The sequence below is a fragment of the Streptomyces chilikensis genome (assembly GCF_001642695.1).
GTDB classification, from domain to species: domain Bacteria; phylum Actinomycetota; class Actinomycetes; order Streptomycetales; family Streptomycetaceae; genus Streptomyces; species Streptomyces chilikensis.
Window position 1 is genome coordinate 2,239,179 of record NZ_LWCC02000005.1, and the last position, 12,226, is coordinate 2,251,404.

The window sequence follows — 12,226 nt, forward strand, 5'->3', positions numbered from 1 at the left end:
CGGCGCGACCGCCGGCGGCCCCGTCGCCCACGGCCGCATATGCCTCCGGCGCGCCCCAATAGCGCACCGGCCGCGGAACCAACAACCCGTGGTCGGTGTGAAAGGTGTCACCGAATCAGTTTTTCCGAGGTGGGCACTTATCCCCTGCTCACACCGCGTCAATTTTATATGTGCAATTGCACCTTGCCTCAGGGTGCGCCGGGGCTCCTCGCGGAGGCCGTGGCCGCCTCCCTGAACTGCGACTACGCGCGGGGGTGGAGATCCGCCGAAGGTCCCGCGAAGGGGCCCTGGAGAGGCCTCCAGCCCTCGTCCCGAGGGCAAAAAAAGATCGCGCTGAACCCGGCGGAGTTCAGCGCGATCGACGACGCGTCAACGTGCAAGGGGGTGTCCGGCGGGCCTGGGGCCCAGGACGAGGTCCTGTTGGGGCAGGACCGGCGTCGTGTGGAGCGGGGTGACGGACGTCTCCGGCAGCTGGGGGACCGCCTGACCCGTCCGACTATTCAATTGTGGGCGCCGAGATGGTCGCGCGCCTTGGAAACGATGGCTGTCAGGCCTCGCTGCGCTGCTGGGGGATACCCGCCAGCAGGGCGCGGACCTCGGCCTCGCGGTAGCGCCGGTGTCCGCCGAGCGTGCGGATCGACGTGAGCTTGCCGGCCTTCGCCCACCGCGTCACGGTCTTGGGATCGACGCGGAACATGGTGGCGACCTCAGCCGGGGTCAGCAGCGGCTCGGCATCAGGGGTGCGAGCGGTCATGAGCGGCCTCCTCGGGAGAACCGACGTTCTCGGTTCTTTCCTCTAAATTCTGCACCTTGACCCGCGTTGCCCGAAATGGCGGACGCGAGTCGAGTCGGTTATAGGACGAACGGCTTGTCCTCGGCACTACAACTACACCATCTGTCCAGCCGCGTCGGCCAAACCGATGGAATTGCCCTCCCAGGTGTTCATCAGCGACGGAAGCCGATGGACCATGCCATAACGGACAGTCACTCCACTGTGACGATCAGTCACAGCGCCCACAGAGGCCGTCAGACCCCCCACGGGTTCAGCGCCGACGCCCATGCGGGCGGACAGCAGGAGCCCGCGCCGGGCTCCTTGTCCTATTTTGGCATGGGGGGTGGCAAGATACGCAAGGGCCGGGTACGTGCACTCCGTCACGCTAAGGGCCGTGTGTCCGTTTCGCGCCAGGCGCGAACCCGGCTCCGCGCGCTCCCTTCCTCACCACCGCACGCGCCGGGCGTCAGCTGGCGACGCCGCGTTGCCGGACCGCGCGCCAGCGGACCACCATGCGCTCGTAGGCCTCGCCGGCCGCCTCGCCGTCACCGGCGCGCAACGCCTCCAGGGCCTCCGCCGCGTCCGCGGCCGAGCGGTCCTCGGCGAGGTCGCCCTCCGGCAGCGCGTGGACCAGCCCGCCGTAGTCCAGCTCGACCAGGGAGCGCGGGTGGAACTCCTCCAGCCAGCGGCCCACCCCGACCAGCGCCTCGGAGAGCGGGCCCTCGCCCACCGACTCCCGGACCGTGCGCAGCCCGCGGGCCAGGCGGCGCCGGGCCTCCACCATCCGGGTCCGGTAGCGCAGCACCGGCGGCCCGTCCTCCGTGCCGGCCCGCCACTCCCGCTCCTCGTCGGCGACCAGCACGAACCAGTGGCCCGGAACATGCCAGGTGGCGCTGCGGATCCAGGGCCGGGCGTCCGGGTTGCGCGCCAGCCAGCGCTCGTAGTCCCGGGCGGCCTCCTCCCGCACCACCGGGGGGAGCAGGGCGTCGAGCACAGTTGGCGGAAAGTCGTCCCCGAACTCCTTGAGGGCCTGCCATCCCCGCAGCCGGGTGCGCCAGGGGCACACGCAGACCACGCCGTCCACCTCCGCCACGAACGCCTCCCCGCTCTCGTGCACCGGCACGGGTGAGGGCGGGGTGGCCAGGAGGTCGGTGAGCGACCTCCGGAGTTCGTCCTGACAGGTGGGCCGGCCGGGACGGGAGGCGTACCTCTCCCAGTGGGCGCGTTCCCCGCGGGGGAAGGCGGCCAGTGGTTCGTAGACCCGCAGATAGGCGGGGTAGGGGACGATCACCGAGGTCACCTTGGGCACCTCTCCACCCTCCCCGGCGGAATCCGTCCGAAACCCGTCCCACTCGCATCCGAAGCGGACGGAAAGCAGGGGGAAAGCGGGAAAAACAGTCCCCCTCCGGACCCTCGGGTACTCCTCGCGAGGACGATCCTGTGTGTGCGCGGCCGGGGCGGACCTCCAGGCTCTACCCTCGTGCCACGGTTCCCGCCACCCGTACGGGCACCGACGTACCCGCCGCTACTCATCCAGGAGTCACCACCGTGACCGAAGTGACCGACGGCGTCCTGCACACCCTGTTCCACTCGGAGCAAGGGGGGCATGAGCAGGTCGTGCTCTGCCAGGACCGCGCCAGCGGACTGAAGGCCGTGATCGCCATCCACTCCACCGCCCTGGGCCCCGCCCTCGGCGGGACGCGCTTCCACCCCTACGCCACGGAGGCCGAGGCCGTCGCCGACGCCCTCAACCTGGCCCGCGGGATGTCGTACAAGAACGCCATGGCCGGCCTCGGGCACGGGGGCGGCAAGGCGGTGATCATAGGCGACCCGGAGAAGATCAAGTCCGAGGAACTCCTGCTCGCCTACGGGCGGTTCGTGGCCTCGCTGGGCGGCCGGTACGTCACCGCCTGCGACGTCGGCACCTATGTCGCCGACATGGACGTGGTGGCCCGGGAGTGCCGCTGGACCACCGGGCGCTCCCCGCACAACGGCGGTGCCGGCGACTCCTCGGTGCTCACCTCCTTCGGCGTCTTCCAGGGCATGCGGGCATCCGCCCAGCACCTGTGGGGCGACCCCACGCTGCGAGGCCGCACGGTGGGCATCGCCGGTGTGGGCAAGGTCGGGCGCCACCTGGTGGAGCACCTGCTGGCGGACGGCGCCGAGGTGGTCGTCACCGACGTGCGCGAGGACGCGGTGCGGGCGCTGCTGGAGAAGCACCCCACGGTGCGGGTCGCGGCGGACGCCGGCGAACTGGTCCGGACTCCGGGCCTGGACGTCTACGCCCCGTGCGCGCTCGGCGGCGCCCTCGACGACGCCACGGTGGCCGCGCTCACCGCGACGGTGGTGTGCGGCGCCGCCAACAACCAGTTGGCCCACCCCGGTGTCGAGAAGGACCTGGCGGACCGGGGCATCCTGTACGCCCCCGACTACGTGGTGAACGCCGGCGGCGTGATCCAGGTGGCCGACGAGCTGCTCGGATTCGACTTCGACCGGGCCAGGGCCAAGGCGGCGAAGATCTTCGACACCACGCTGGAGCTGTTCGCGCGCGCCAAGGCGGACGGCATTCCGCCGGCTGCGGCGGCTGACCGGATCGCCGAGCAGAGGATGGCCGAATCCCGTCTGTCCCGTTCGGTGACCGTGGTCGCCTGACCCCGCGGACCCGGTGCAGGAGCCGGCGCGTCGGCAATGTCCCGCCCCACCGTTCCCCCGTCAGAGGGAAGAAACGTGTCGGTGACGGGACGGCGACGCGCCGGTTCCGGATGAATGATCGCCTCGTGGTGCCGATGTTCGGGGCCGGAGGCTCCGGACAGTGCGAGACAACTGTCACTTCTCCGGGCGGGTCTTCCGGGCAGAAGTGGTTAAAATCGGCATTGACCAGCGGGGACAGGGCACCTCGCAGGTGCTGGGTGCACACGCTTGCTGCGGGCGACGTACCGTATGGGCGCGGGCTCAGGTACCGTGGAAGCCCTACGGACCGGTCTCTCTGCGGAGAGTCCGTGCCGGATCATGAACGCGTCAAGACTCTGGGGCCGTCGCGCCCCGTCGTTGAGGGGGTCGAGCCATGGGGCGCGGCCGGGCCAAGGCCAAGCAGACGAAGGTCGCCCGCCAGCTGAAGTACAACAGCGGCGGGACGGATCTCTCACGCCTGGCCGAGGAGCTGGGCGCATCGACGTCGAATCCGACGCCTAACGGCGAGCGGTTCGAGGACGATGAGCAGGACGACGACCTGTATTCGCGGTACGCCGAGCTCTACGGGGCCGACGACGAGGACGAGGACGAGCAACCCTCTCAGCGTCGCGGTGCCTGACAGCGTTCACCGCTCATACTGATCTGGACCCGGTTCGGGGCTTCGGCCCCGGGCCGGGTTCAGTGTTGCCCGGACCCGGGCGCCCCGGGTGGCGCGGGCCGGTGCGCCCGGAACGCGCCGTGCCCGTGCGGGTCCGGCTCCGGACCCGGCTTCCGCGGGGTCCCGGCGGGTGGACCCGCCGGGACCGCCGGCGTCAGCCCGCGTAGTCGCCGGTCAGTTCCGCACCGGTGGCGTGCTCGCCGCGGGGGACGATCTCGCCGGCCACCCACGCCTCGACACCGCGGTCGGACAGCGCGGACAGGGCCACCTCGACGGACTCCTGGGGGACGACGGCCATCATGCCGACGCCCATGTTGAGCGTCTTCTCCAGTTCCAGCCGCTCGACCCCGCCGGTCCTGCCGACCAGCGAGAAGATCGGGTCCGGGGTCCAGGTGGACCGGTCGACCACGGCGTGCAGGCCGTCCGGGATCACCCGGGCCAGGTTGGCCGCCAGGCCGCCGCCGGTGATGTGGCTGAAGGCGTGCACCTCGCAGGTCCGCATCAGGGCCAGGCAGTCCAGCGAGTAGATCTTGGTCGGCTCCAGCAGCTCCTCGCCGAGGGTCCGGCCGAGCTCCTCGACGTGCGCGTCGAGCGCCATGCCGGCGCGCTCCAGCAGCACGTGGCGGACCAGCGAGTACCCGTTGGAGTGCAGACCGGAGGAGGCCATCGCGATCACCGCGTCGCCCTCCCGGATCCGGTCCGGGCCGAGCAGCGCGTCGGCCTCGACCACGCCCGTGCCGGCACCGGCCACGTCGAAGTCGTCGGCCCCGAGCAGGCCGGGGTGCTCCGCCGTCTCGCCGCCGACCAGCGCGCAGCCGGCCAGGACGCAGCCCTCGGCGATGCCCTTGACGATGGCGGCGACCCGCTCCGGGTGGACCTTGCCCACGCAGATGTAGTCGGTCATGAACAGCGGTTCCGCGCCGCAGACCACGATGTCGTCCATGACCATGGCGACCAGGTCGTGTCCGATGGTGTCGTAGACGCCCATCCGGCGCGCGATGTCGACCTTGGTGCCGACGCCGTCGGTGGCCGAGGCGAGGAGCGGACGCTCGTAGTTCTTCAGGGCGGAGGCGTCGAAGAGGCCGGCGAAACCGCCGAGGCCGCCGAGCACCTCGGGGCGCTGGGTCTTCTTCACCCATTCCTTCATCAGCTCGACCGCGCGGTCGCCCGCCTCGATGTCGACGCCGGCAGCCGCGTAGCTGGCACCTGTCTCAGTGGACATGACTGTGTGAGCTTTCTGTCGGGTACAGCTGGAGGGCTGCGGGGCGGGGGATCTGCGGGGTACCCGCGAGGGATCGAGGACGTCCGCGGTGCCGCCGGGCCGTGGTCGGGAGGGACCGGGCCCGGCGGGCGCGCGTCGTGGGGCTACGGGCGCCGGATGGCGGCGCTGGCGGCGGTCTCCACCGGGGCGGCCAGCTCCGTCTCCAGCAGCTGCTTGCCGAGCAGCTCGGGGTCGGGGAGCTCCATGGGGTACTCACCGTCGAAGCAGGCCCGGCACAGGTTGGGCTTGGCGATGGTGGTCGCCTCGATCATGCCGTCGATGGAGATGTAGGCGAGCGAGTCGGCGCCCAGCGAGGTGCCGATCTCCTCGATGGTCATGCCGTTGGCGATCAGCTCCGCGCGGGTGGCGAAGTCGATGCCGAAGAAGCAGGGCCACTTCACCGGCGGCGAGGAGATCCGGATGTGGACCTCGGCGGCACCGGCCTCGCGGAGCATCCGGACCAGGGCGCGCTGGGTGTTGCCGCGGACGATCGAGTCGTCCACCACGACCAGGCGCTTGCCCTTGATGACTTCCTTGAGCGGGTTCAGCTTCAGCCGGATGCCCAGCTGGCGGATGGTCTGCGAGGGCTGGATGAAGGTCCGGCCGACGTAGGCGTTCTTGACCAGACCGGCGCCGAAGGGGATGCCGGAGGCCTCCGCGTAACCGATCGCGGCGGGGGTGCCGGACTCGGGCGTCGCTATCACCAGGTCGGCCTCGGCGGGAGCCTCCGCGGCGAGGCGGCGGCCCATCTCCACGCGGGAGAGGTACACGTTCCGGCCGGCGATGTCGGTGTCCGGGCGGGCCAGGTACACGTACTCGAAGACGCAGCCCTTCGGCCTCGCCTCGGCGAACCGGGAGGTGCGCAGGCCGTTCTCGTCTATCGCGACGAACTCGCCGGGCTCGATCTCGCGCACGTAGCTGGCGCCGCAGATGTCCAGGGCGGCGGACTCCGAGGCGACCACCCAGCCGCGCTCCAGGCGGCCCAGGACCAGCGGGCGGATGCCCTGCGGGTCGCGGGCGGCGTAGAGCGTGTGCTCGTCCATGAAGACCAGGGAGAAGGCGCCGCGGACCTTCGGGAGGATCCGCGCGGCCGCCGCCTCGATGGACAGCGGCTTGCCGTCGTCGTCCGTCTGTCCGGCCAGCAGGGCCGTGACCAGGTCCGTGTCGTTGGTCGCCGCGGGGGCGGAGCCGTTGTTCCGCTCGGGCATGTCGGCGACCAGGCGGGCGAGCTCCGCCGTGTTCACCAGGTTGCCGTTGTGACCGAGGGCGATGGAGCCCTGCGCGGTCGCGCGGAAGGTGGGCTGGGCGTTCTCCCAGACGGAGGCCCCGGTGGTCGAGTAGCGGGCGTGTCCGACCGCGATGTGACCCTGGAGCGAGCTGAGGGAGGTCTCGTCGAAGACCTGGGACACGAGGCCCATGTCCTTGAAGACGAGGATCTGGGAGCCGTTGCTGACCGCGATACCCGCGGATTCCTGACCCCGATGCTGGAGGGCGTAGAGCCCGAAGTACGTGAGCTTGGCGACCTCTTCACCCGGAGCCCAGACACCGAAGACGCCGCAAGCGTCCTGGGGGCCCTTCTCGCCGGGAAGCAGGTCGTGATTGAGGAGACCGTCACCACGAGGCACGTCTCCGAGTGTAGGGGAGAGCGGCCGTTGCGCCGAATGGGGCAGTGCCGGGACGAACGCCGGGGACACCTCCCCCGGCACACCGCTCCTGGCATTGTTTCCGCAGGTCGGAAGCGGTGTTCGCGTGTCACTCGGACGGTTCGGCGAAGGCGCCGGGGCGCCCGGCGGAAGCCGGCCGGGGCGAAACGAGTGAGACGACGCACACCCGGCGGTCCCACGGACCGGACGGTGGGTCCACCGGCCGTGACACCGGGTCGCCGCCCGGGAGGCCGGGTCGCCGCGGGAGGCCGGACGCGTACGCCGCTCCCGGTCAGCTCATCACGGGCAACCACGGGGACAGGTCCGCGCGTTCCCCGCTCGCGGTCACCTCGGCGGCGTCCCGGGCCTGCTCCCAGGTGAGCCTGCCGGTGGCGAGGCGGATCCAGGTCAGGGGGTCGGTCTCCACCACGTTGGGGGGCGTGCCCCGGGTGTGCCGGGGACCCTCCACGCACTGCACGACGGCGAACGGGGGGACGCGGACCTCGGTGGAGCCGCCCGGGGCGCTGTGCGCGAGGGCGTCGGCGAGGACGCGGGTGGCCGTGGCGAGGGCCTGGCGGTCCTGCGGCACCGCGGGGCCGTCCACGGCGGCCAGAGCGGCGTTCAGGTCGTCGGTGTGGACGGCGAGTTCGACGCAGCGGGTGGCCAGGTAGTCGGTGAGGGTGAGGGCCCCCGTGACGCCCGCGAGGACGCGCCGGCCCGGGTTCGCCTCCAGGTCCGCGGTGAGGCGGTCCGCGGTGTGCGCGTAGAGGGCGTCCAGGTCGGGGTGGGCCTCGCCCAACTCCCTGGCGGAGGCGGCGACGCGGGCGGCGTGCGCGGCGGAGGTGGCGGGCCAGGTGGCCGGCACCAGCTCCGCCTTCGGCGGCTCGGGGGCGTCCAGCAGGCGGCTGGTGCTGCCGGTGGCGAAGGCGATGTGGGCGAGGAGGTCGCGGACCGTCCAGTCACCGAGCCGGGTGGGGGCGGCGAGCTGGTCCGGCGTCAGCGCGCCGACCGCGCGGCGGACGTGGGCGAACTGGGCCAGCACCGCGGTGCGGGTGCGCGGGGCGTCGTAGGTGCGGGGCTTCTTGCGGGGACCGGCTGCCATGCCGGCGAGGGTAGCGGCTGCGCCCCCGCCCCGCGCGGCCCGCGGACGGCGCGGGGGCGCACGCGAAGGCACCCGGCGCCGCCGGGGAGCGGCGCCGGGTGCCTCACGGGTGGGTCAGGCCAGCAGACCCTCGATCACGCCCTCGTGGGCATCGCGGAGTTCGGCCAGGGGGAGCGTGAACTCGCCCTGGAGCTCGACCGCGTCGCCGTCGACCACGCCGATCCGCGTGGCCGGCAGGCCCCGCGCACCGCACATGTCGGTGAAGCGCAGCTCCTCCGACCGCGGCACGGACACGATGGCCCGGCCCGCGGACTCGGAGAACAGGAAGGTGAAGGCGTCGAGCCCGTCCGGCACGACCAGCCGCGCGCCGATCCCGCCCTCGAGGGCGGACTCGACCACGGCCTGGACCAGACCGCCGTCGGAGAGGTCGTGCGCGGCGTCGATCATGCCGTCCCGCGAGGCGGAGATCAGGATCTCGCCGAGCAGTCGCTCGCGCTCCAGGTCCACCTTGGGCGGCAGGCCGCCGAGGTGGTCGTGGACGACCTGGGACCAGGCCGAGCCGCCGAACTCCTGCTCGGTGTCGCCGAGCAGGTAGATCAGCTGGCCCTCCTCGCGGAAGGCGACCGGGGTGCGGCGGGCCACGTCGTCGATCACGCCGAGCACGGCGACGACCGGCGTCGGGTGGATGGCCGCCTCGCCCGTCTGGTTGTAGAGGGAGACGTTGCCGCCGGTGACCGGGGTGCCCAGCTGGAGGCAGCCGTCGGCCAGACCGCGGACGGCCTCGACGAACTGCCACATCACCGCCGGGTCCTCGGGGGAACCGAAGTTGAGGCAGTCCGAGACGGCCAGCGGCCTGGCGCCGGTGGCGGCCACGTTGCGGTAGGCCTCGGCCAGCGCCAGCTGCGCGCCCGTGTACGGGTCGAGCTTGGCGTAGCGGCCGTTGCCGTCCGTGGCGATGGCGACGCCGAGGCCGGTCTCCTCGTCGATCCGGATCATGCCGGAGTCGCCCTCGGTGCGGGCGAGGACCGTGTTGCCCTGCACCAGGTGGTCGTACTGGGAGGTGATCCAGGACTTGGAGGCCTGGTTCGGGGAGCCGACCAGCTTCAGGACCTGGGCCCGCAGTTCGTCGGAGCTCTCCGGGCGGGGCAGCTTGGCCGCGTCGTCGGCCTGCAGCGCGTCCTGCCAGTCGGGGCGCGCGTACGGGCGGTCGTAGACCGGGCCCTCGTGGGCGACGGTCCGCGGGTCCACGTCGACGATCTTGCCGCCGTGCCAGTAGATCTCCAGGCGGTCCCCGTCGGTCACCTCGCCGATGACGGTGGCGATGACGTCCCACTTCTCGCAGATCTCGAGGAAGCGGTCGACCTTCGCCGGCTCCACCACGGCGCACATGCGCTCCTGCGACTCGCTCATGAGGATCTCCTCGGGCGAGAGCGTGGAGTCGCGCAGCGGCACGTCGTCGAGCTCGACGCGCATGCCGCCGGAGCCGTTGGAGGCGAGCTCGGAGGTGGCGCAGGACAGACCGGCCGCGCCGAGGTCCTGGATGCCGACGACCAGCTTCTCCTGGAAGGCCTCCAGGGTGCACTCGATGAGGAGCTTCTCCTGGAAGGGGTCGCCGACCTGGACGGCCGGGCGCTTGGAGGGCTTCGCGTCGTCGAAGGTCTCGGAGGCGAGGATCGACGCGCCGCCGATGCCGTCGCCGCCGGTGCGGGCGCCGTAGAGGATGACCTTGTTGCCGGCGCCGGACGCCTTGGCCAGGTGGATGTCCTCGTGGCGCATCACGCCGATGGCGCCGGCGTTGACCAGCGGGTTGCCCTGGTAGCAGGCGTCGAAGACGACCTCGCCGCCGATGTTGGGCAGGCCCAGGCAGTTGCCGTAGCCGCTGATGCCCGCGACCACGCCGGGCAGCACCCGCCGGGTGTCGGGGTGGTCGGCGGCGCCGAAGCGCAGCGGGTCGACCACCGCGACCGGGCGGGCGCCCATCGCGATGATGTCGCGCACGATGCCGCCGACGCCGGTCGCGGCGCCCTGGTAGGGCTCCACGTACGACGGGTGGTTGTGCGACTCGACCTTGAAGGTGACCGCGTAGCCCTGGCCGACGTCGACGACGCCGGCGTTCTCGCCGATGCCGACCAGCATCGCCTCGGACCGCGGGGCCTTCTCGCCGAACTGGCGGAGGTGGACCTTGGAGGACTTGTACGAGCAGTGCTCGGACCACATCACCGAGTACATGGCGAGCTCGGCGCCGGTCGGGCGGCGGCCGAGGATCTCGCGGATCCGGGCGTACTCGTCCTTGCTCAGGCCGAGTTCGGCCCAGGGCTGCTCCACGTCGGGGGTACCGGCCGCGTGCTCGACCGTGTCCAGAGGGGTGCGGCTCATGCGCTGACCAGCTTCTTGATGATCGAGGTGAAGAACGGCAGACCGTCGGTACCGCCGCCGGTGAGGGACTCGACGGCGTGCTCCGGGTGCGGCATGAGGCCGACGACGTTGCCCGCCTCGTTGGTGATGCCGGCGATGTTCCGCAGCGAGCCGTTGGGGTTGCCGTAGCCGTCCGCGCCGGGGCCGTCGGTCAGGTAGCGGAAGGCCACCCGCCCCTCGGCCTCCAGCTTGTCGAGCGTGTACTCGTCCGCGGTGTAGCGGCCGTCGGCGTTCTTCAGCGGGATCAGGATCTCCTGGCCCGCCTCGTAGTCCGACGTCCAGGCGGTGTCCGCGTTCTCCACCCGCAGCTTCTGGTCGCGGCAGATGAAGTGCAGGTGGTTGTTGCGCAGCATCGCGCCGGGCAGCAGGTGCGTCTCGGCGAGGATCTGGAACCCGTTGCAGATGCCGAGGACCGGGAGGCCGGCCCTGGCCTGCTCGATGACGGTCTCCATCACCGGCGAGAAGCGGGAGATGGCGCCGGCCCGCAGGTAGTCGCCGTAGGAGAAACCGCCCGGCAGGACGACCGCGTCGACCTGCTTGAGGTCCTTGTCCTTGTGCCAGAGCGCGACCGGCTCGGCCCCGGCGATCCGGATCGCGCGCTGCGCGTCACGGTCGTCGAGGCTTCCGGGGAAAGTGACGACTCCGATACGGGTGGTCACTTCGCGGCCTCCGCGACTTCCTCCACCTTGACGGTGAAGTCCTCGATCACGGTGTTGGCGAGGAAGGTTTCGGCGAGCTCGTGGATACGGGCGAGCGCCGCGTCGTCGACGGGACCGTCGACCTCGAGCTCGAAACGCTTTCCCTGACGGACGTCGGAGATGCCCTCGAAACCGAGGCGCGGCAGCGCGCGCTGGACCGCCTGGCCCTGGGGGTCGAGGATCTCCGGCTTGAGCATGACGTCGACTACGACGCGTGCCACTGGCACTCCCGATGTGTGGTGCTGAGCAGGTTCCTTCAGACTACCCGGACGGAATTTCTACGCGGGTAGATTAGGAGGAATCTACGTGTCCCGGATCACTTTTTCCTTGATCGAACCGGGATTGCCGCAGATGATCACCGAACCGGCGGAAAAACTCCGGGAGGAATCTCCTGGATATCGGGCCGTGGCGCGTGGAAGGATTTACCCGCACTTCCCATTCCGGGGAACAGCACTGTACAAAGTAATTGTCGGCCGGAGATGATTCGGCCGGTACAACCCGGACGGCCCGGTGATCCGCGCCGTTTTCCCGGACGACGTTCGAGCACGTCACGCCGTTTCCGCGGCATCCGGGAAACCGACGGATCCCGCAGGAAAGGACCGATTCTCGTGGCGCAGCGTGTCGTGGTCACTCTCTCCGACGACATCGACGGCTCGGAGGCGGCGGAAACGGTCGCTTTCGGCCTCGACGGCCGGACGTACGAGATCGACCTGAACGAAACGAATGCCGGGAAACTGCGCGCCGCGCTCGCCCCGTACGTGGAGGCCGGCCGCAAGCGGGCCCGGTCCGGGAAGGTGTACCGGCAGACCGAGGTCGCGCCCGACCCGGCGGCCGTGCGGGCCTGGGCCCAGGCGCACGACATGGAGGTGCCGGCCCGCGGCCGGATCCCCAAGCGGGTCTACGAGGCGTTCACCGCCGCCCGCGTCTGACCCCGGGCGGGCGCGGCCGGCGCGTGGCCGGGCCGCCCCGCCGGCCGCGCGCCGGCC

11 protein-coding genes are annotated in these 12,226 nt (G+C 71.4%); 3 read left to right on the forward strand and 8 right to left on the reverse strand.

Features of this window, described 5'->3' with window-relative positions; translation table 11 throughout:
• Positions 1–547 precede the first annotated feature (547 nt).
• Together bldC and A2U95_RS10070 are read right to left on the reverse strand one after the other, a co-directional pair.
• The gene (gene bldC, locus A2U95_RS10065; RefSeq protein ID WP_003949541.1) at positions 548–754 is read right to left on the reverse strand and encodes a developmental transcriptional regulator BldC; all 207 of its coding nucleotides are present in this window, start codon (positions 752–754) and stop codon (positions 548–550) included.
• 484 nt (positions 755–1,238) lie between these two features.
• Complete coding sequence (locus A2U95_RS10070) at positions 1,239–2,081, reverse strand: DUF8083 family protein (protein ID WP_166021814.1); 843 nt, start codon at positions 2,079–2,081, stop codon at positions 1,239–1,241.
• Positions 2,082–2,320: 239 nt separating this feature from the next.
• Here A2U95_RS10070 and A2U95_RS10075 point away from each other — a divergent pair, with 239 nt between their 5' ends.
• Both A2U95_RS10075 and A2U95_RS10080 read left to right on the forward strand, forming a co-directional pair.
• Positions 2,321–3,424, forward strand: coding sequence for a Leu/Phe/Val dehydrogenase (locus tag A2U95_RS10075; RefSeq protein ID WP_166021815.1), 1,104 nt, complete (start codon positions 2,321–2,323; stop codon positions 3,422–3,424).
• A 412-nt stretch (positions 3,425–3,836) separates the two neighbouring features.
• On the forward strand, positions 3,837–4,082 hold the full coding sequence (locus A2U95_RS10080; protein ID WP_166021816.1) for a DUF3073 domain-containing protein: 246 nt from the start codon (positions 3,837–3,839) through the stop codon (positions 4,080–4,082).
• A 193-nt stretch (positions 4,083–4,275) separates the two neighbouring features.
• On the opposite strand, the gene purM is transcribed toward A2U95_RS10080, so the two are convergent.
• From purM to purS, 6 genes are all read right to left on the reverse strand, one after another.
• A complete protein-coding gene (purM, locus tag A2U95_RS10085) occupies positions 4,276–5,343 on the reverse strand; it encodes a phosphoribosylformylglycinamidine cyclo-ligase (RefSeq protein WP_166021817.1) in 1,068 nt (355 codons plus the stop codon).
• 143 nt (positions 5,344–5,486) lie between these two features.
• Positions 5,487–7,007, reverse strand: a complete 1,521-nt coding sequence (gene purF, locus A2U95_RS10090; protein WP_166021818.1) for an amidophosphoribosyltransferase — start codon at positions 7,005–7,007, stop codon at positions 5,487–5,489.
• Between the two features lie 310 nt (positions 7,008–7,317).
• Positions 7,318–8,127 (reverse strand): maleylpyruvate isomerase family mycothiol-dependent enzyme, encoded by an 810-nt coding sequence (locus A2U95_RS10095; RefSeq protein ID WP_166021819.1) that lies wholly within the window; start codon positions 8,125–8,127, stop codon positions 7,318–7,320.
• A 114-nt stretch (positions 8,128–8,241) separates the two neighbouring features.
• A complete protein-coding gene (gene purL, locus A2U95_RS10100) occupies positions 8,242–10,503 on the reverse strand; it encodes a phosphoribosylformylglycinamidine synthase subunit PurL (protein ID WP_166021820.1) in 2,262 nt (753 codons plus the stop codon).
• The gene (gene purQ, locus A2U95_RS10105; protein WP_166021821.1) at positions 10,500–11,201 is read right to left on the reverse strand and encodes a phosphoribosylformylglycinamidine synthase subunit PurQ; all 702 of its coding nucleotides are present in this window, start codon (positions 11,199–11,201) and stop codon (positions 10,500–10,502) included. The genes purL and purQ overlap by 4 nt, the downstream gene beginning before the upstream one ends.
• Positions 11,198–11,461 carry a phosphoribosylformylglycinamidine synthase subunit PurS gene (purS, locus tag A2U95_RS10110; RefSeq protein ID WP_151773722.1) on the reverse strand — a complete coding sequence of 88 codons (264 nt, stop codon included), beginning with the start codon at positions 11,459–11,461 and terminating at the stop codon, positions 11,198–11,200. Before purS ends, purQ begins: the two co-directional genes overlap by 4 nt.
• A gap of 387 nt (positions 11,462–11,848) precedes the next feature.
• Between purS and A2U95_RS10115 the strand changes: the two genes are divergently transcribed.
• Positions 11,849–12,169 (forward strand): histone-like nucleoid-structuring protein Lsr2, encoded by a 321-nt coding sequence (locus tag A2U95_RS10115; RefSeq protein ID WP_166021822.1) that lies wholly within the window; start codon positions 11,849–11,851, stop codon positions 12,167–12,169.
• Positions 12,170–12,226: the final 57 nt, after the last annotated feature.

Excerpts from the sequence above, each read along its gene's own strand:
- bldC (WP_003949541.1), bottom strand. The coding sequence starts at position 754 with ATGACCGCTCGCACCCCTGATGCCGAGCCGCTGCTGACCCCGGCTGAG.
- purL (WP_166021820.1), bottom strand. The coding sequence starts at position 10,503 with ATGAGCCGCACCCCTCTGGACACGGTCGAGCACGCGGCCGGTACCCCC.
- A2U95_RS10095 (WP_166021819.1), bottom strand. The coding sequence starts at position 8,127 with ATGGCAGCCGGTCCCCGCAAGAAGCCCCGCACCTACGACGCCCCGCGC.
- A2U95_RS10080 (WP_166021816.1), top strand. The coding sequence starts at position 3,837 with ATGGGGCGCGGCCGGGCCAAGGCCAAGCAGACGAAGGTCGCCCGCCAG.
- purM (WP_166021817.1), bottom strand. The coding sequence starts at position 5,343 with ATGTCCACTGAGACAGGTGCCAGCTACGCGGCTGCCGGCGTCGACATC.